This window comes from Pseudomonas sp. H2_A10, from assembly GCF_054680085.1.
The window spans coordinates 3,484,580-3,502,561 of sequence record NZ_CP162821.1 but is presented as its reverse complement, the minus strand read 5'-3'; the positions used below and the strand labels follow the sequence as shown (position 1 = coordinate 3,502,561).

The 17,982-nt window shown below is 60.6% G+C and carries 16 protein-coding genes; 9 read left to right on the top strand and 7 right to left on the bottom strand.

The window, feature by feature from the left end:
- The first annotated feature begins 42 nt into the window (after positions 1 to 42).
- Both AB4O23_RS16360 and poxB read left to right on the top strand, forming a co-directional pair.
- Positions 43 to 1,275, top strand: coding sequence for an NADH:flavin oxidoreductase/NADH oxidase family protein (locus AB4O23_RS16360; protein ID WP_116078523.1), 1,233 nt, complete (start codon positions 43 to 45; stop codon positions 1,273 to 1,275).
- Between the two features lie 77 nt (positions 1,276 to 1,352).
- Positions 1,353 to 3,077 carry a ubiquinone-dependent pyruvate dehydrogenase gene (gene poxB / locus AB4O23_RS16355; protein ID WP_460150195.1) on the top strand — a complete coding sequence of 575 codons (1,725 nt, stop codon included), beginning with the start codon at positions 1,353 to 1,355 and terminating at the stop codon, positions 3,075 to 3,077.
- 54 nt (positions 3,078 to 3,131) lie between these two features.
- On the opposite strand, the gene AB4O23_RS16350 is transcribed toward poxB, so the two are convergent.
- Positions 3,132 to 3,689: an NADPH-dependent FMN reductase gene (locus AB4O23_RS16350; protein ID WP_017528567.1), complete on the bottom strand. Its 558-nt coding sequence runs from the start codon at positions 3,687 to 3,689 to the stop codon at positions 3,132 to 3,134.
- A gap of 228 nt (positions 3,690 to 3,917) precedes the next feature.
- Here AB4O23_RS16350 and AB4O23_RS16345 point away from each other — a divergent pair, with 228 nt between their 5' ends.
- Entirely contained in the window at positions 3,918 to 4,154 is a 237-nt protein-coding gene (locus tag AB4O23_RS16345) for a hypothetical protein (RefSeq protein WP_068937269.1), read from the top strand.
- 61 nt (positions 4,155 to 4,215) lie between these two features.
- On the opposite strand, the gene AB4O23_RS16340 is transcribed toward AB4O23_RS16345, so the two are convergent.
- On the bottom strand, positions 4,216 to 4,554 hold the full coding sequence (locus tag AB4O23_RS16340) for a hypothetical protein (RefSeq protein WP_017528568.1): 339 nt from the start codon (positions 4,552 to 4,554) through the stop codon (positions 4,216 to 4,218).
- Positions 4,555 to 4,749: 195 nt separating this feature from the next.
- Between AB4O23_RS16340 and AB4O23_RS16335 the strand changes: the two genes are divergently transcribed.
- Positions 4,750 to 5,643 (top strand): LysR substrate-binding domain-containing protein, encoded by an 894-nt coding sequence (locus tag AB4O23_RS16335; protein ID WP_017528569.1) that lies wholly within the window; start codon positions 4,750 to 4,752, stop codon positions 5,641 to 5,643.
- Here the strand turns inward: AB4O23_RS16335 and AB4O23_RS16330 are convergent.
- The 5 genes from AB4O23_RS16330 to AB4O23_RS16310 all read right to left on the bottom strand — a co-directional run bounded on the left by AB4O23_RS16330 (position 5,640) and on the right by AB4O23_RS16310 (position 10,699).
- The gene (locus AB4O23_RS16330; protein ID WP_017528570.1) at positions 5,640 to 6,209 is read right to left on the bottom strand and encodes a GNAT family N-acetyltransferase; all 570 of its coding nucleotides are present in this window, start codon (positions 6,207 to 6,209) and stop codon (positions 5,640 to 5,642) included. The genes AB4O23_RS16335 and AB4O23_RS16330 overlap by 4 nt on opposite strands.
- A 20-nt stretch (positions 6,210 to 6,229) precedes the next feature.
- Complete coding sequence (locus AB4O23_RS16325; RefSeq protein WP_460069516.1) at positions 6,230 to 8,485, bottom strand: Orn/Lys/Arg family decarboxylase; 2,256 nt, start codon at positions 8,483 to 8,485, stop codon at positions 6,230 to 6,232.
- A gap of 134 nt (positions 8,486 to 8,619) precedes the next feature.
- Positions 8,620 to 9,360 carry a DNA polymerase III subunit epsilon gene (dnaQ, locus tag AB4O23_RS16320; protein ID WP_175404218.1) on the bottom strand — a complete coding sequence of 247 codons (741 nt, stop codon included), beginning with the start codon at positions 9,358 to 9,360 and terminating at the stop codon, positions 8,620 to 8,622.
- Between the two features lie 82 nt (positions 9,361 to 9,442).
- On the bottom strand, positions 9,443 to 9,895 hold the full coding sequence (rnhA, locus tag AB4O23_RS16315; protein ID WP_017528573.1) for a ribonuclease HI: 453 nt from the start codon (positions 9,893 to 9,895) through the stop codon (positions 9,443 to 9,445).
- 45 nt (positions 9,896 to 9,940) lie between these two features.
- Positions 9,941 to 10,699, bottom strand: a complete 759-nt coding sequence (locus AB4O23_RS16310) for a class I SAM-dependent methyltransferase (protein WP_017528574.1) — start codon at positions 10,697 to 10,699, stop codon at positions 9,941 to 9,943.
- Between the two features lie 65 nt (positions 10,700 to 10,764).
- Between AB4O23_RS16310 and gloB the strand changes: the two genes are divergently transcribed.
- From gloB to AB4O23_RS16285, 5 genes are all read left to right on the top strand, one after another.
- On the top strand, positions 10,765 to 11,532 hold the full coding sequence (gene gloB / locus AB4O23_RS16305; protein ID WP_017528575.1) for a hydroxyacylglutathione hydrolase: 768 nt from the start codon (positions 10,765 to 10,767) through the stop codon (positions 11,530 to 11,532).
- Positions 11,533 to 11,630: 98 nt separating this feature from the next.
- Positions 11,631 to 13,037 (top strand): lytic transglycosylase domain-containing protein, encoded by a 1,407-nt coding sequence (locus AB4O23_RS16300; RefSeq protein WP_017528576.1) that lies wholly within the window; start codon positions 11,631 to 11,633, stop codon positions 13,035 to 13,037.
- Positions 13,038 to 13,242: 205 nt separating this feature from the next.
- Positions 13,243 to 15,072, top strand: a complete 1,830-nt coding sequence (locus AB4O23_RS16295) for an extracellular solute-binding protein (RefSeq protein WP_068937267.1) — start codon at positions 13,243 to 13,245, stop codon at positions 15,070 to 15,072.
- Positions 15,069 to 16,907 carry an extracellular solute-binding protein gene (locus tag AB4O23_RS16290; RefSeq protein ID WP_065878849.1) on the top strand — a complete coding sequence of 613 codons (1,839 nt, stop codon included), beginning with the start codon at positions 15,069 to 15,071 and terminating at the stop codon, positions 16,905 to 16,907. Before AB4O23_RS16295 ends, AB4O23_RS16290 begins: the two co-directional genes overlap by 4 nt.
- Positions 16,908 to 17,981 carry a microcin C ABC transporter permease YejB gene (locus AB4O23_RS16285; protein ID WP_017528579.1) on the top strand — a complete coding sequence of 358 codons (1,074 nt, stop codon included), beginning with the start codon at positions 16,908 to 16,910 and terminating at the stop codon, positions 17,979 to 17,981. It abuts the gene before it with no gap.
- Position 17,982: the final 1 nt, after the last annotated feature.

Genomic DNA, 17,982 nt, shown 5'->3' with positions numbered 1-17,982 from the left:
TTTAAGCTTAGCCTGGGGCCTCCCCCGCTAAGGAGTCAACCCATGTCACCCTTTGAAGCGCTGCAACTGCCCAATGGCCAAATCATTTCAAACCGCATCGCCAAGGCGGCGATGGAAGAAAACATGGCCGATATCAATCAGGCACCGTCCCGCGAATTGAAGCAGTTGTACAAGACCTGGGCGGACGGCGAACCCGGCCTGCTGATCACCGGCAACGTGATGATCGACCGGCGTGCGATGACCGGCCCCGGCGGCGTTGCGCTGGAAAACGAACAACACTTGGGCAGCTTTCGCGAATGGGCCGACGTGGCCAGGGCCAAGGGCGTGCACTTCTGGGTACAGCTGAGCCACCCAGGGCGCCAGACCATGGCCAACCTGGGTCAACAAGCCCTCGCGCCATCGGCCCTCGCCCTTGACCTGGGCAGTTTTTCCAAGATGTTCGCCACACCCAAGGCCATGAGCGAAGACGAGATCCAGGACGTGATCCAGCGCTTCGCCACCAGTGCGCGCCTGGCCGAGAAAGCCGGGTTCAGCGGGGTGCAGATCCACGGGGCGCACGGCTACTTGCTGAGCCAGTTCCTCTCCCCGCTGAGCAACCACCGCACCGACTGCTGGGGCGGCACGCTGGAGAACCGCGCGCGGCTGTTGCTGGAAGTGATCCACGCCGTGCGCGCTAGCGTCAGCCCGGCGTTTTGCGTGTCGGTAAAACTCAATTCAGCGGATTTCCAACGCGGCGGCTTCGATGAGGCCGATGCGCGCGCGGTGGTAGAGATGCTCAATCCATTGCCCATCGATTTATTGGAATTGTCCGGCGGCAGCTATGAAGCGCCGGCCATGCAAGGCGAAGCGCGGGACGGCCGCACGCTGGCCCGAGAAGCGTACTTCCTCGAATTTGCCGCGCAAATGGCCAGTGTCGCTCGCATGCCGCTGATGGTCACCGGCGGCATCCGACGCCTACCAATCGTGCAGCAAGTACTCGATAGCGGCATCGCCATGGCCGGGATCGCCACCGCCCTGACCCTGGAACCGCAGTTGATCAAACAGTGGCGCGCAGGTCGCGACCTCGACCCGCAACTCAAGCCTATCGACTGGAAGCGCAAGCCCCTCGCCTCACTCGCCACCCTGGCCGTGGTGCGTGACCAGATGCGCCGCTTGAGCCGTGGCCGCCGCCCCAACCCCAACGTCGCCCCTTGGCTGGCCCTGGCGTGCGACCAGTGGTTTACCGCGCGCCGCACCCGGCAATATCGTGCGGCCATGAAGCAATCTTCACATTAAAGGCGCAGCATTCGCCGTGATCGAACTGTCCCCTATTGATCAGCTGTTCTTAACCTCACTGACGATTGGAGTGCCTCATGGCGAAAATCAACCTGGCCCAGCAACTGGCGACCACCCTTGAACAGGCGGGTATCAAGCGCATCTGGGGCCTGACCGGCGACAGCCTCAATGGCCTCACCGATGCGTTGCGCAGCATGGACAGCATCGAATGGATGCACGTGCGCCACGAAGAAGTCGCCGCGTTCGCCGCCGGTGCCGAGGCCGCGACCACCGGTGAGCTGACGGTATGCGCCGGCAGTTGTGGGCCGGGCAACCTGCACCTGATCAATGGCCTGTTCGACTGTCATCGCAACCATGTGCCGGTGCTGGCGATTGCCGCGCAGATCCCCTCCTCAGAGATTGGTCTCAACTATTTCCAGGAAACCCATCCCCAGGAATTGTTCAAGGAGTGCAGCCACTTTATCGAACTGGTGACCAACCCCGAACAGATGCCCCACGTGCTGCACCGTGCCATGCGCTCGGCGATCCTCAATCGCGGCGTGGCGGTGGTGGTGATTCCGGGGGACGTGTCGTTGCTGGAAGTCGAAGACACGCTCAAGCCTTGGCCGGTACTGAACGCGCCGCGCACGTTGCCGGCCGAAGCCGACCTGGTGCAATTGAGCGAAATCCTCAAGGGCAGTGACAAAGTCACGTTGCTGTGCGGCAGCGGTTGCGCCGGCGCCCATGCACAAGTGGTGGCGCTGGCCGATACGCTGGGCGCCCCAGTGGTGCATGCCCTGCGCGGCAAGGAGCATGTGGAATGGGACAACCCGTTCGACGTGGGCATGACCGGCCTGATCGGCTTCAGCTCGGGCTATCACGCCATGCTCAATTGCGACACGCTGATCATGCTCGGCACTGACTTCCCCTATCGCCAGTTCTACCCCACCGCCGCGAAAATCATCCAGGTCGACCGCAACCCGCAGGCCCTCGGCCGTCGCGCCACGCTGGACCTAGGGATCGCCGCCGATGTAGGTGAAACCCTCGACGCCCTGTTGCCGCGCCTGACCCGCAAGACGGATCGCCGCTTTCTCGACACCTCCTTGAAGCATTATGAAAAAGCCCGCCAGGGCTTGGATGACCTGGCCCAACCGTCCAAGGCCAATCGGCCGATTCATCCGCAATATGTGGCGCGGTTGCTCAGCGAACTGGCGGACGAGGATGCAATCTTCACCGCCGACGTCGGTTCGCCCACGGTGTGGGCGGCGCGCTATCTGAAAATGAACGGCAAGCGCCGCCTGATCGGCTCGTTCAACCATGGGTCCATGGCCAACGCCATGCCCCAGGCCATTGGCGCGCAGGCTGCGTTCCCGGGCCGGCAGGTGATTTCGATGTCGGGCGACGGCGGTTTCGCCATGTTGATGGGCGACTTCATCTCACTGGCGCAGTTGAAATTGCCGGTAAAAGTCATCGTGTTCGATAACTCATCCCTGGGTTTTGTCGCCATGGAAATGAAGGCCGCCGGTTATCTGGAGGCCGGCACCGAGCTGAAAAACCCGGATTTTGCGGCCATGTCCAACGCCATGGGCATTCTCGGTATCCGCGTGGAGCAATCCGAAGAGCTGGAACCGGCCTTGCGCCGCGCCCTGGCCCATGACGGCCCGGTGCTGGTGGACGTGGTGACCGCCACCCAGGAACTGGTGATGCCGCCGAGCATCAAGCTGGAACAGGCCAAGGGGTTCAGCCTGTATATGCTCAAGGCGGTGATGAGTGGGCGCGGGGATGAAGTGATCGAGCTGGCACGCACCAACTGGCTGCGCTGACTCAAAGCTGATTCAAATGTGGGAGGCCCCTCCCACATTTGGCGCCTGCGTCTGTCAGCCCTTGTGTTTTTCCACCCACTGGCCGTAGGCATCGATGAACGCCTGCAAAAACGGCTTGGTCTTTTCCGATACCTTGCCCGACTCATCAAACACACTGCCCGCGCCACCCAGGTAGGCTTCGGGCTGCTGCATGCACCACACGTCCAGGAATACCAGGGACTGGCGCAGGTGATGGTTGGCGCCGAAACCGCCAATCGCACCCGGCGACACGCTGATGATAGCGCCCGGCTTGCCGCTCCAGGCACTTTGCCCGTAAGGGCGCGAGCCTACATCGATTGCGTTTTTCAACGGGGCCGGTACCGAACGGTTGTATTCCGGGGTCACGAACAGCACCGCGTCGGATGAGCTCACTTGCTGGCGGAAAGTACTGTAGGCTGCCGGCGGTGAATCACCGTCGATGTCCTCGTTGTAGAGCGGCAAATCGCCAATTTCCACAATATTCAATTTCAGATTGGCAGGGGCCAGTTCGGCCAATGCCAGGGCGACCTTGCGGTTGATCGACTGTTTTCTCAAGCTGCCAACCAGGACGGCAATCGTGTAGACCTTGCTCATTGGGGGTTCCCGACGTCTGATTAAAGGAGCTTGTAGTTATAGAGGCTTCGTGGCGTGATCACCAGCAGGTTTTGAGAACCTTTCAGACGTTTGGCTCAGGCTATGCCCTGTAGGAAACGTCCAAAAACCTCAACGAATAGTATTTTTTTTCCGTAGGCAAACTACGCCTCTTTATGACGGTCTACACAACCATATATCGAGTGTTTTATCTCCAGAGGTTCTAAACAGATGGCAGCAGTACTTGTCGGACAGTTCCATGCCAGAGACGCGGAAGGCCGCGTGTATTCCGTGCATGAATTCCAGGAATCCAACCCGGCGCAAGGCGACGTGGCTGGCTCGGCGCCCACCACTACCTACAAGCTGGCCATTGGCGATCGTGTAGAAAAACTGGAAGGCGATGAATTCAAACTGATTCAGTCGGGCACTATTCTTGTCCGCGAGTCGCAAACCACCCTCGCGTCATAAGATCTCGCCTTAACGACCTGCTCAGTCCTGGCCATTGATGGCATTGACTGGGCTGGCGTGATCAGGGACTGCGGATCTGCGTGAGTTCAATGCCCTGCTCATCCTGCTTGAGCGTCACCGTCAAATGCCCCCGCTCCCCTTCCACGGCGTACATCGAACGCGTGTAGCCCGACGTGTTGTACGCGGGGTACGCCTGCACCTGCCTGAGCAGCGTGAGCCCCAACACTGTCCCCACCTGCTCGCTCACCTGTTCCTGGGAACGGATAAACGCTTCAAGCGCGAGGTTTTCCGGCGGGGTGTCGTCTTGATTACGCAAGAGATAAGCAGCCACGCATCCCACGGTCACCAGGACCATCAGTTGCTTGGCCGTTACCCCGAAGAACGTCGAGGGAATCAGCATATGAGACCAGACCTGTTTTTGTTGTATGTGCCGGTACCCGGCATTGGTCGTTGATGATCAGACCCGCCATTTTAGTGGGGTCGCGACCGAACGCCATAGGCTTGAGCGACCCACACCGTCTTTTTTACGCACACTTTTTTTCACAGGCGGGTTCGCGCCATTGAATACCCACCGCGCTGCACATAGACTCCGGCCATGCGTTTACGTCATATCGAAGTGATTCAGGCCATCTTGCAGACCGGACACCTCGGCACGGCCGCCGAATGGTTGCAACTCTCCGTGGGCGATGTGGACGCAGCGCTCAAGGAGGCTGAGCTGCAATTGGGCTTCATGTTGTTCGCCAGCGTGCGCGGACGTTTGCAGGCGACCCGGGAAACCCTGGAGCTGCAGGCAGAAATCGCCCATGTGTACGAAGCGCTGGAGCCGGTGCAACGCCTGGCCGGCCGCCTCAAACACCATCACGCCCCCACCTTGCGCGCCCTGTGCACCCCGCCGCTGGCCAATCAACTGCTACCGCAAAGCATCGCCGTGCTGCGCCGGCGTTTCCAGGACACTCCGTGCAACCTGTCGAGCCAGCCGACCCGGGAAATCGTCAGAAGCCTGTTGTTGCACGAAGCCGATGTGGGCCTGGGCCTGCATGATCCGGAACATCCACAAATCCACAGCACGGTGCTGGCCCAGGGCAAACTGCAATTGCTGGCGCCCCATGGCTGGCTCAAACCCAAGCAGAAGTACATTGCGCTGCCGGACCTGGCCGGGCAGTCGATGATCGGGCTGGAGGGCCACGACCCGCTGAGCCGCCTGCTGGATGCCAAGCTGCAAGCCTTGCGACCGTTGCCGGTGGTGCAGACACGGGTACAGACCTACCAGATGATGCGCAGCATGGTGGAGGCGGGAGAAGGCTTGGCGATTGTCGACCCGTTTACGGCCTTTGGCGCGCGCGAGGCCGGGCTGGACGCGTGCCCCGTGTCGCCGCCGATCATGGTCAGCCTGTATGCGTTGACGCTCAAGGAGGGCGTAGCCTCACCCGCCTTGAATGCGCTGCTGGAGATCGTCACCCAGAAGGCCGAAAGCCTGCTGGTGAGCTAACCCCGGTCGGCTTCGGTCTTGAACAGGCGATACCAGAAAATCGCCACTTCACGGGTTTGCGGGTCGATGCCGCGATAGCGCAAGTGGTCGATGCCGCCCATCACATAGCCACAACGTTCATACAGACGGCAGGCGCCAAGGTTGTTGTTCTGGGTTTCGAGCATCATGCCCGGCAGGTTTTTCTTGCGGCTCCAGAACTGCGCCACGTCCAGCAATGCCTTGGCGACGCCGTGGCGACGCGCGGGCAAGGCCACGGCCAGTTCATCGACATGGGCAAAACCGTTCCAATTGGTGCTGACCACGATATGCCCCACCGGGCAGTCGTCCAGGAAGGCCATGAAGATGGCACTGTCTGGGGCGTCGCGAAAGCTGGCGAATTCCTCCGGGTCAATCCCATAGCACTTGCGGTACGGCACAATGCGTTCCACTGGCCACTTATCGACGCGCGCGCCCATCTGCGGCACTCCATAGGCGCTGACCTCGAAACTGAAATCATTGCCCCACACATAGGCGTCGAAGCCTTCATCGGCGACCCGCACACTGAGCCCTGGATACTTCGGGTTCATTACAGCTTGCATAAACATCCTTAACCCTTGATGCAATCGACGGTGTAACAACGACCACTGCCGTCATCTTCGTGTTGTAGCCCGTGAACGTCTGCGACAAAACCGGGAAAACTGTTATCGAACGTGCGCGCAAACGCCAGGTAGTCGATGATCGAGCGCGTCGACTCGGTAAAGCGCTCGCCCGGCATGATCAACGGGATGCCCGGCGGATAGGGCACCAGCATCACGGCTGCGATGCGCCCTGGCAAGGCATCAATGGACACTGCCTCCACTTCGCCCCTGACCAATTGGTCGTAGGCGTCGGCCGGTTTCATCGCAATGTCCGGCAATACCGTGTACATGCGCTTGAGGTGTTTGGCGGTGGCGTTACTGCGATAACAGCTGTGCAGCTGGTCGCAGAGGTCGCGCAACCCCAGGCCCTGGTAGCGTGTCGAGCCCTGGGCAAACACCGAAGGCAAACAACTGGCCAGGCTGACATTTGCGTCGTAACTGCGCTTGAATTCCAGCAACTCGGTGAGCAAGGTACTCCATTTACCTTTGGTGATACCCATGGAAAACAGCACGAGGAAGGAATACAGCCCGGTCTTTTCCACCACCAGCCCGCGTTCCCAAAGGAATTTACTGACCACCGCCGCGGGAATCCCGCAATCGCTCAAGGCACCACCGGCATTCAGGCCGGGCATCACCAGGGTGACCTTGATCGGATCGAGCAGCACATAGTCTTCGACCACATCCCCAAAGCCATGCCAATCATCCTGCGGCTGCAACAGCCAGTCCGCCGTAATAACGCGGTCGACACCCGCCACCGAGGGCGGCTGCCAGATGGAAAACCACCAGTCCTCGGCGGCGATATGCTGACGCAGGTTAGCCAGGGCGCGGCGAAAGCTCAGGGCTTCGTCGAACATTTCCTGCAGCAACGAACGGCCGACCGGGCCCTCCATCATCGCCGAGGCCACGTCCAGCGAGGCGATGATGCTGTATTGGGGCGAGGTGGAAATATGCATCATGAAGGCTTCGTTGAAACGGTCACGGTCCAGCTGGCGCGCGCCGCCGTCCTGCACGTGGATCATCGAAGCCTGGCTGAACGCCGCCAGCAGCTTGTGCGTGGAATGGGTGGTGAACACCAGCGGGCTCTCCGGGGTACGCGAAGTGCCCATGCCGTAGCGCCCGGCGAAAAATTCGTGAAACGCCGCATAGGCGTACCAGGCTTCGTCAAAGTGTAATACCTCGACACTGTTGCCCAGTTGCTGCTTGATCAGCTCGGCGTTATAGCACAGGCCGTCGTAGGTGGAGTTGGTGACCACGGCCAGCTTCACTTTCGACGAACGGCCACGGGCCAGGGGGCTGGCGTCGATCTTGGCGCGGATCGACTCAGGGCTGAATTCGCTCAAGGGGATGGGGCCGATGATGCCCAATTCGTTACGCTCAGGGCATAGGTACAGCGGTATGGCGCCGGTCATGATGATCGAGTGCAACACCGATTTGTGACAGTTGCGGTCGACCAGCACCAGATCATCGCGGCCGACCATGGAGTGCCAGACGATCTTGTTGGCGGTCGATGTGCCATTGATCACGAAGAAGGTGTGGTCGGCGCCGAAGTTGCGTGCGGCACGCGCCTCGGCTTCGGCCAGAGGCCCGGTGTGGTCCAACAGCGACCCCAGTTCGGGCACTGATACGGATAAGTCCGAACGCAGGGTGTTTTCCCCAAAAAACTGGTGGAACGCCTGCCCTACCGGGCTTTTGCGATAAGCCACGCCGCCGCCATGGCCGGGGGTGTGCCAGGAATAATTGGAGTCGGCGGTGTGCTGCACCAAGGCCTTGAAGAATGGCGGCAGCAGGCCATCAAGGTAGGTGCGTGCGGCGCGGGCCACTTGCCGGGCTAGAAACGGCACGGTGTCTTCGAACAAATAGAGAATACCGCGCAACTGGTTGAGCTCGCTCATGGCATCGGCCGGAGCGTTTTCCAGGGTGACTTGCTCGCCGAGGGCAAAGATCGGCAGGTTCGGCGCCCGCACCCGCGCAAGGCGGATCAGCTCAACCATGTTTTGCAGCAGGTGGGTATTTTCGCCGGCGCCTTCGGCGGCGATCAGCATGCAGGCCAAACCATGATGGGTGGACGCCACCAGCCGGCCTTCGGCGTAGTCCACGGCGGAAAAAATACTGAAGCCCTCTTGTTCCAACTCGCGGGCGATGCCTCGAACCCGGTCGCCGGCAACGGTGTCGGCCTTGATGTCGCGATGCACAATAAGAACAGGGAACTTCAGGTCTTTGTACATGAGGGCGTGGAGTCCTGAGGGCTATGCACTCAAGGGTAGAAGCTAGGCGCGGATGTGGCGAATGAAGATTTCATCGGCAAGGGAGATCGACTGTGGGAGCAAGCAAGCTCCCTCCCACCGTCTTGACCTCACTCTCAGTGTTGGGTCAGTTGAGTCCAGAGCGCCGGCGCACCCGCCGACTTTGCAATCGCTTCCAACCGTGCCGCGTGCTCGGCCAGGTCCTGCTCACTGGCACGAATGATGGGCGTCGGCTTGCGATCGGCCGGCAAACGACGGATTTCCGAAGGACGGTTGCCCGAGCCTTCCGCCGAACCCGCGCCGTCGGAGGCATTACCGGCCAGGGACAGGCTGGTCTGCCCGCCGGTCATGGTCAGGTAAACGTCGGCGAGAATCTCGGAGTCGAGCAAGGCGCCGTGGAGTTCACGGCCGGAGTTGTCGACGCCATAACGCTTGCACAAGGCATCGAGGCTGTTGCGTTGGCCTGGGTGACGTTCACGGGCCATCATCAAGGTATCGAGGATCGAGCAGTGCTTGGAGATATCCGCGCGATCGGTCTGCCCCATCAGGGCAAATTCGTTATTGATGAAGCCGACGTCGAACGCCGCGTTATGGATGATCAACTGGGCGCCGTTGATGAATTCGAAGAACTCATCGGCCACTTCGGCAAAACGCGGCTTGCCCTTGAGGAATTCGTCGGTGATGCCGTGGACGCCGATCGCGCCTTCGTCACTGTCGCGGTCCGGTTGCAGGTAAACGTGGAAATGGCGCCCGGTGAGGCGCCGACCCATGAGTTCAACACAGCCGATTTCAATGATCCGGTGGCCGTCGGTCACCGGCATGCCGGTGGTTTCGGTATCGAGTACAACAGATCGGATGGCCATCAGGGTTCAGCTCTCAACGGTGTGGTGTGCAGTGTGGTGTGCGTCAAAGGGCGCGATGTTAACACGTCAGCCGACGTCAGCTCTGCTTGTAGCCCCGCACTTCGTCCACGCCACGGTTGGCGAGTTGGTCGGCGCGTTCGTTGCCGGGATGGCCGATGTGGCCGCGCACCCACTTCCAGGTGATGTCATGGCGATTACATTGTTCATCGAGCAACTGCCACAGGTCGGCATTTTTGACCGGTTCCTTGGCTGCGGTTTTCCAGCCGCGCTTCTTCCAATTGACCATCCACTCGTTGATGCCCTTCATCACATATTGCGAGTCGGTCACCAGCAGTACGCTACAGCGACGCTTGAGTTCTTCCAGGCCGCGAATGGCGCCCATCAGCTCCATGCGGTTGTTGGTGGTATTGGCTTCGCCGCCCCACAGTTCCTTCTCGACGCCCTTGCATACCAGCAAGGCGCCCCAGCCGCCAGGGCCGGGGTTGCCCTTGCAGGCGCCGTCGGTGAAGAGTTCAACGCTATCGGTCATCGGTTACATCCATCAAAGCAGGCAGGTCTGAAATCAGAAAGAGGTTTACGGTTGGCTTTGCTTGCGGTTGACCTTGGCCATCGGCATCGGCACCAGCTTGCCCATGGGCTGGCGCGCGACCTGGCGCACCGGCCGCAGCCCGACCACGATCTTGCGCGCCACCAACAGATAGAAGCCGCCGCCCGACAGCTGCCAGGCGCCAGCGCGGCGTTCCCAGCCGGCCAGGCGGCCCTGCCACGTGGTCGAGGCAAGCGGCGGACGATAGCACCCGAAGCGGCGTTTCTCCAGCGCGAAGCCCAGCAGGTTCAACCAGTCCGCTACCCGCGACGGCGCGATGCAGCGCGCCCGACGCAAGCCATCATGGGCGAACACGCGGCGCAGGCCCCAGGAACTCCAGGGGTTGATGCCAACAATCAGCAAATGGCCACCCGGCCGGACGCTGCTCGCCGCTTCGCGCAGCAAACCGTGGGGCGACAAGCAGAAGTCCAGGCCATGCTGCAACACCACCACGTCGGCCGCATGCTCGCTCAAAGGCCAGGCCTGTTCTTCACAGACGATCTCCACCCCCGGCAATGGCGCGCCCAGGCGCACATTGCGTTGCACCTGCGGCGCAGAGGGCGGCGTTTGCGCGGAAGGGCCGTAATGCACCAGGTAACCGCCAAAGAAACGCTCCAGCTCGTCTTCGAGCATGCGGCGTTCTTCGTCCAACAGAAATTGCCCGACAGGCCCGGACAGCCATTCACGGGCCGCACCGATGAGGGCCAGCCACTCAGGATCGGCCTGGGCGAACGCTTTATCAGTCATTGCATTCTCCAACTCGCCTAGACGTTCTAAGATGCACCAATGTGTTCAGCTTGGCGAATCGAAGAATGATACAGATCAGTGCCCTGCCCGCCTTCACCGATAACTACATCTGGTTGTTACGCAACCCTGCCACCCAACGCTGCGCCGTGGTCGACCCCGGCGATGCCGCGCCGGTGCTTGCCTGGCTGAAACAAAACCCCGAGTGGGCTCTCAGCGACATCCTGATCACTCACCACCACCATGACCACGTCGGCGGTGTCGAACAGCTGAAAAAGGCCTCCGGCGCCACGGTCTACGGCCCGGCCAACGAACAGATCCCGGCGCGGGACGTCGCCCTGCAGGACAACGATCGCCTCTCGGTGCTCGGCTGGAACTTCGACGTATATAGCGTGCCCGGACACACCCTCGGTCATATCGCCTTCTATCACCAGGGCGTGCTGTTTTGCGGCGACACCCTGTTCGCCGCCGGCTGCGGCCGCCTGTTCGAGGGCACGCCGCAGCAGATGCACACCTCCCTTGAGCGTCTGGCCGCGCTGCCCGCCGACACGTTGGTGTACTGCACCCACGAATACACACAAAGTAACCTCAAGTTTGCCCAAGCGGTGGAACCGCACAATGCCGATATCGCCGAGCGCGTCGAAAACGTGCGCCAATTAAGGGCTCGCGGCGAAATGACGCTGCCCTCCACACTGGCCCTGGAATTGCGCACCAACCCCTTTTTACGTACCACCGAAACATCTGTTAAACAAAAAGCGGACGAACGGAATGGGCGCGACAACCGCGCTGGGGCCGAGGTGTTTGCTAGCTTGAGGGCATGGAAAGATACGTTCTAACGGGACGCAATCTGATACGTAATTTCTGAATGGTTGACCGGAACCGAAGCGCTTTCTAGAATCGCCCGACATTTTTGCCCGGAACTTACTTCCAGCCAATGTCGTCATCTATTCGTAAATCCAACCATTCAGACGCATTGACCCGCCTGGCTCAAGCTGTGGCGGTGGGCGTCTGCGCAACGCTGGCGGGCTGCCAATCGACAAATTTCGCCGCACAATCCACCGTGCAACCCAAACCGAATCTTGCCGCCAAGATCAAGCAAAAACCCATCTGGCTCTCAGAGAAGCCTACCCCCGAAGTGCCCCAGGATGTCTGGGAACGCATGCGCCGGGGTTTTCAATTGCAGGACAACCTCGGCGTCAACCCACGCATCGAGCAACAGCGCCTGTGGTTCGCCAGCAACCCGTCGTTCCTGGAAAACGCAGGGGAACGCGGCAGTCTCTACATCCATTACATCGTCGAACGCCTTGAAGAACGCAACATGCCCCTGGAGCTGGCACTGCTGCCGGTGATCGAAAGTGCCTACAACCCAATGGCCTATTCGCGCAGCGATGCGGTCGGCCTGTGGCAGTTCATCCCGTCCACCGGGCGCTACTTCAACCTGCGCCAGACCCGCGCCTACGACGGCCGCCGCGATATCACCGCCTCCACCACCGCCGCCCTGGACTACCTGACCCGTCTGCACGATATGTTCAACGGTGACTGGCTACTGGCGCTGGCTGCCTATAACGCTGGCGAGGGTACGGTGAGCCGGGCCATCGAGCGCAACGAAAAGCTCGGCCTGCCTACCGACTACTGGAACCTGCCCCTGCCCCAGGAAACCAAGGACTACGTGCCCAAGTTCCTGGCGCTGTCCCAAGTGGTGTTGGCGCCCGAGGCCTACGGCGTCAACCTGAACCCGATTGCCAACACGCCGTACTTCGAAGTGGTTGAAGTCAAGCAAAGCATGGACTTGTCCAGGGTCGCCGCGCTGGCGGAAATCGATGAGGACGAACTGTTCCAGCTCAACCCGGCCCTGAAACAACGCACCACCCTGGATGGCCCGCAGCATCTGTTGGTACCCAGTTCCAAGGCACAATTGCTCACCAGCACGCTGTCGACGATGAAGCCGGAAGAATTGCTGGCCATGCGCCCGAAAAAACAGGTGTTCGACGAAGTCGAGAACGCACGTGTGGCCGGGCGTACCCGTAGCTACAAAGTGCGCAACGGCGACAACCTCACGCTGATCGCCAAGGCCAACAAGGTCGACGTGCATGACCTGCAACGCTGGAACCAGCTCAACGGCCAGGCACTCAAGGTCGGCCAGACCCTGGTGATGCAGGACACGCGCCGCGCCGCGGCCAGCAGCAAGAAACCGGTGCAGTACAAGGTCAAGAAAGGCGATTCACTGTACATCGTCGCCAAGCGCTTCAACGTCGAGATGCAACATCTCAAGCGTTGGAACCCGCGTACCGGCCAGGCATTGAAGCCGGGCCAGATGCTGGTGGTTTCCGGGCCGCGCTAAGACTTCGAGAACACTGGCGAGCTAATGTGGGAGGGGGCACCCCGATAGCGGTGTATCAGCCAGCGAATCTGGTGACTGACAAACTGCTATCGGGAGCAAGCCCCTCCCACATTGGACCTACATCGTCCCACCGGCTTTTTCCAACCGGAACAAGCTGTTACTGTACCGATCACAAAGCCCAAGCCGCCTGGATCGGATCTCTGACTTGAAGCGTCCCCTCCTTCTACTAATAAGTCTGGCCTTGAGCTTTTGCGCGAACGCGACGATTACCGAGAGCCACGGTTATACGCAGTTCGGCGTGCTCAAGTACCCGGCCAAATTCACCCACTTCGATTGGGTTAACCCTGCGGCGCCGAAAGGCGGGACTTTGCGGGTCATGGCATTTGGCACCTTCGATACGCTCAACCCTTACACATTCAAGGGCTCCAGCCCGGTTTCCACGCCCAATTTCCTGCAATACGGCGTGAATGAGCTGAACGAACCGCTGATGGTCGGCACCGGCCAATACGCGCCCTCGGGCGATGAGCCGACGTCCAGTTACGGGCTGATCGCGCAGTCGGTGGAATACAGCGAAGACCGCAGTTGGGTGGTGTTCAACCTGCGCCCGCAAGCACGCTTTCACGACGGCAAGCCGATCACCGCCGATGACGTGGCATTTTCCTATCGCACCTTGCTCACCGAAGGCCATCCGCAGTACCGCACCAACCTTCAGGAAGTGGCGCGGGTGGATGTGCTCAACCGTCACCGTATCCGCTTTGTGTTCAAGCGCGCCGGCAACCCGCTGCTGATCCTGCGCCTGGGCGAGTTGCCGGTACTACCCCAGCACTACTGGAAAAACCGCGACTTCAAGGCCACCACCTTTGAGCCACCGCTGGGCAGCGGGCCGTACCGCATCAGCAAAGTCACCCCCGGCCGGCAGCTGGTGTTCGAACGGGTCAAGGATTATTGGGGCAAGGACCTGCCAGTCAACCAGGGCTTCTACAATTACGACAAGGTCGAAGTCGAGTTCTACCGCGACAGCGACGTGGCCTTCGAAGCCTTCAAGGCCGGTGAGTTCGACATTTACATTGAGCACCAGGCCAAAAACTGGGCCAACGGCTACAACTTCCCTGCGGTCAACCGTGGCGAAGTGATCAAGGCGCAGATCGCGCACCAGATCCCCACCCAGAGCCAGGGCCTGTTCATGAACACCCGGCGGCCCACCTTCAGCCAGACCCAGGTGCGCGAAGCCCTGGGCATGATGTTCGACTTCGAGTGGACCAACCGCACCCTGTTCAGCAATGCCTACAAACGCACGTTGAGCTACTACCCCAACAGCGAGTTCTCGGCGACTGGCGTGCCGGTGGGCCATGAATGGCTGATGCTCTCGCCCTACCGCGAGCAACTGCCGGCCAACCTGTTCACCCAGCCGTTCAGCCTGCCCCAGACCGATGGGCGCGGCATTCCTCGCGAAACCATGCGCCGTGCCCTGGCCCTACTGGGCGACGCAGGCTGGAAGCTGTCGGGCCAGCGCCTGGTCAATAAAGAAGGCCAGCCGCTGCGCTTCGAAATATTACTGGTCAACCCGAACCTGGAGCGCATCCTGCAGCCCTACGTCGAGAACCTGATCAGCATCGGCATCGATGCGCGCTTGCGCACCGTCGACCGTGCGCAGTACAAACAACGCCTGGATCAGTTCGACTTCGACATGATCCTGATCACCCTCAACCAAACCTTGAGCCCCGGCCTTGAGCAGTGGCAGTACTTCCACTCCAGCCAGGCCGCGATCAAAGGCAGCAAGAACTACGCAGGCATCGCCAACCCCATCGTCGATCACCTGCTGGAACAACTGCTGGCGGCGCAGACCCGCGAAGAACAACTGGCCGCCGGGCGCGCCCTGGACCGGGTGCTGCTGTGGCAGCACTACAGCATTCCCAATTGGTACCTCAACTATCATCGCCTGGCGTACCGCAACCGGTTCGCCTTTGTCACCACGCCGCCCTACAGCCTGGGCCTGAGCGCGTGGTGGCTGAAAGCTTCGGAGAAAGCCCAATGATGTATGTGCGCAACGCTCTGATCAGCACCCTCTTGCTGTGCGGCGCGGCCCAAGCGGCCCCGCAGCATGCGCTGACCCTATACAACGAACCGCCCAAATACCCGGCCAATTTCAAGCACACCGATTACGTCAACCCAGACGCCCCCAAGGGCGGTACGTTTCGCGAATCGAGCCTGGCCGGCTTCGACAGCTTCAACCCGTTTATCAGCAAAGGCGTGCCTGCCGACAATATCAGCCTGATCTACGACACCCTGGCCACCCAGAGCCTGGATGAACCCTTCACCGAATACGGCCTGGTGGCCGGCAAAATCGAAAAAGCCCCGGACAACAGCTGGGTGCGCTTTTACCTGCGCCCCGAGGCGCGCTTCCATGACGGCCACCCCATACGCGCCGACGACGTGGTGTTCAGCTTCCAGACCTTGATCAAAGATGGCACCCCGCTGTACCGCACCTATTACGCCGATGTCGACGAAGTGGTCGCCGAGGACCCGTTGCGTGTGCTGTTCAAGTTCAAGCGCACCAACAACCGCGAATTGCCGCTGATCCTCGGCCAACTGCCGGTACTGCCCAAACATTGGTGGGCCACGCGCGACTTCACCAAGGGCAACCTGGAGTTCCCCCTCGGCAGCGGCCCTTATAAAGTGGCGCAGGTCCATGCCGGGCGCTCGGTGCGCTACGAACGGGTCAAGGATTACTGGGGCAAAGACCTGCCAATCAATAAAGGCCTGTACAACTTCGACCAGCGCATCACCGACTACTATCGCGATGCGACCGTGGCCCTGGAAGCGCTCAAGGCCGGGCAGTTCGATTACTGGGCGGAATTCAGCGCGAAGAACTGGGCGAATGCCTACAACGTGCCCGCCGTGACGCAGGGCCGCCTGATCAAGGAAGAGATCCCCAACGGCAACCCCACCGGCATGCAGGGCTTCGTGTTCAACATGCGCAAGCCAATGTTCCAGGATGTGCGCGTGCGCAAGGCCATCAGCCTGTTGCTGGACTTCGAATGGAGCAACAAGCAGCTGTTCAACGGCGCCTACACTCGCACTCGCAGCTATTTTGAAAACTCGGACATGGCCGCCACGGGCTTGCCCGGCCCCGACGAGCTGAAGATTCTCGAACCGCTGCGCGACAAAATCCCGCCGCAGGTGTTCACCGAAGCGTTCGAACCGGCCAAGACCGACGGCAGCGGCATGATCCGCGCCCAGCAGCGCGAGGCGTACCAGTTGTTGCAAGAGGCCGGCTGGAAGATCGTCGATGACAAGATGGTCGACACCACCGGCAAACCGGTCACCATCGAGTTCCTGCTGGCCCAGACCGAGTTCGAGCGCATCCTGCTGCCGTTCAAGCGCAACCTGGCGGACCTGGGCATCGACCTGGTGATCCGCCGGGTGGACGTGTCGCAATTCGTCACACGCCTGCGGTCGCGGGATTTCGACATGCTCGTGGGCAGCTTTCCGCAGTCTTCGTCGCCGGGTAACGAACAGCGCGAATTCTGGACATCCACCAGCGCCGACAAACCCGGCAGCCGCAATTACATGGGCCTCAAAGACCCGGCCGTCGATCAACTGGTGGAACAATTGATCGATTCCGACACCCGCGCCAGCCTGATTGCCCACGCCAAGTCTCTGGACCGCGTGCTGCAATTTGGCTACTACGTGATCCCCAACTGGCACATCAAGACCTTCCGCGTGGCCTATTGGAACAACCTCGGTCATCCAAAAGTGTCACCGCTGTACGACGTTGGCATCTCCACGTGGTGGAGCAAGCCCGACGTGCCCCCCGCAGTGGCCCCAGAACCCCAGACGAGCGCCGACACGGCGAGCGGAGGCGATTAAATGCTGGCCTATATTATTCGCCGCCTGTTGCTGATCATCCCTACGCTGTTCGGGATCCTGTTGATCAACTTTGTGATCATCCAGGCCGCCCCCGGCGGGCCGGTGGAACAGATGATCGCCAAGCTCGAAGGCTTTGACGGCGCCACCAGCCGCATCGCCGGAGGCGGTGCCGAAGTGGCGGTGGCCGGTTCCAGCTACCGCGGCGCCCAGGGCCTGGACCCGGCGCTGATCAAGGAAATCGAAAAAATGTACGGCTTCGACAAATCGGCGCCGGAACGTTTATGGATCATGGTCAAGAATTACGCCCGGCTGGATTTTGGCGACAGCTTCTTTCGTGACGCCAAGGTGATCGACCTGATCAAGGAAAAGATGCCGGTGTCCATCTCCCTCGGGTTATGGAGCACGCTGATCATGTACCTGGTGTCGATCCCCCTGGGCATCGCCAAGGCCACGCGCCATGGCAGCCATTTCGATGTGTGGACCAGTTCGGCGATCATCGTCGGCTATGCGATCCCGGCGTTCCTGTTCGCTATCCTGCTGATCGTGGTGTTTGCCGGCGGCAGTTACTTCGACTGGTTCCCGCTGCGCGGGCTCACGTCCAACAACTTCGACGAACTGAGTTGGGGCGCCAAGATCCTCGACTACTTCTGGCACCTGGCCTTGCCCATCACGGCGCTGGTGATCGGCAATTTCGCAACCATGACGTTGCTCACCAAAAACAGCTTTCTCGACGAGATCAACAAGCAGTACGTGGTCACTGCCAAGGCCAAAGGCCTGACCAACCACCGCGTGCTGTACGGCCATGTATTCCGTAACGCGATGCTGCTGGTGATCGCCGGTTTCCCCTCGGCCTTTATCGGTATTTTCTTCACCGGTTCCTTGCTGGTGGAAGTGATCTTTTCCCTCGACGGCCTGGGCCTGATGAGCTTTGAAGCGGCGATCAACCGCGACTACCCGGTGGTGTTCGGCACGCTGTTTATCTTCACCCTGCTGGGGTTGATCGTGAAACTGATCGGCGACCTCACCTACACCCTGGTCGATCCGCGCATCGACTTCGCCAGCCGGGAGCATTGAG

Bases quoted from the DNA above. Each gene is read 5' to 3' on its own strand.
- AB4O23_RS16350 (WP_017528567.1), bottom strand. From the start codon at position 3,689: ATGAGCAAGGTCTACACGATTGCCGTCCTGGTTGGCAGCTTGAGAAAA.
- AB4O23_RS16340 (WP_017528568.1), bottom strand. From the start codon at position 4,554: ATGCTGATTCCCTCGACGTTCTTCGGGGTAACGGCCAAGCAACTGATG.
- AB4O23_RS16345 (WP_068937269.1), top strand. From the start codon at position 3,918: ATGGCAGCAGTACTTGTCGGACAGTTCCATGCCAGAGACGCGGAAGGC.
- AB4O23_RS16330 (WP_017528570.1), bottom strand. From the start codon at position 6,209: ATGAACCCGAAGTATCCAGGGCTCAGTGTGCGGGTCGCCGATGAAGGC.
- rnhA (WP_017528573.1), bottom strand. From the start codon at position 9,895: ATGACCGATAGCGTTGAACTCTTCACCGACGGCGCCTGCAAGGGCAAC.
- AB4O23_RS16335 (WP_017528569.1), top strand. From the start codon at position 4,750: ATGCGTTTACGTCATATCGAAGTGATTCAGGCCATCTTGCAGACCGGA.
- AB4O23_RS16325 (WP_460069516.1), bottom strand. From the start codon at position 8,485: ATGTACAAAGACCTGAAGTTCCCTGTTCTTATTGTGCATCGCGACATC.
- AB4O23_RS16285 (WP_017528579.1), top strand. From the start codon at position 16,908: ATGCTGGCCTATATTATTCGCCGCCTGTTGCTGATCATCCCTACGCTG.
- AB4O23_RS16360 (WP_116078523.1), top strand. From the start codon at position 43: ATGTCACCCTTTGAAGCGCTGCAACTGCCCAATGGCCAAATCATTTCA.
- AB4O23_RS16300 (WP_017528576.1), top strand. From the start codon at position 11,631: ATGTCGTCATCTATTCGTAAATCCAACCATTCAGACGCATTGACCCGC.
- AB4O23_RS16290 (WP_065878849.1), top strand. From the start codon at position 15,069: ATGATGTATGTGCGCAACGCTCTGATCAGCACCCTCTTGCTGTGCGGC.
- poxB (WP_460150195.1), top strand. From the start codon at position 1,353: ATGGCGAAAATCAACCTGGCCCAGCAACTGGCGACCACCCTTGAACAG.
- AB4O23_RS16310 (WP_017528574.1), bottom strand. From the start codon at position 10,699: ATGACTGATAAAGCGTTCGCCCAGGCCGATCCTGAGTGGCTGGCCCTC.
- gloB (WP_017528575.1), top strand. From the start codon at position 10,765: ATGATACAGATCAGTGCCCTGCCCGCCTTCACCGATAACTACATCTGG.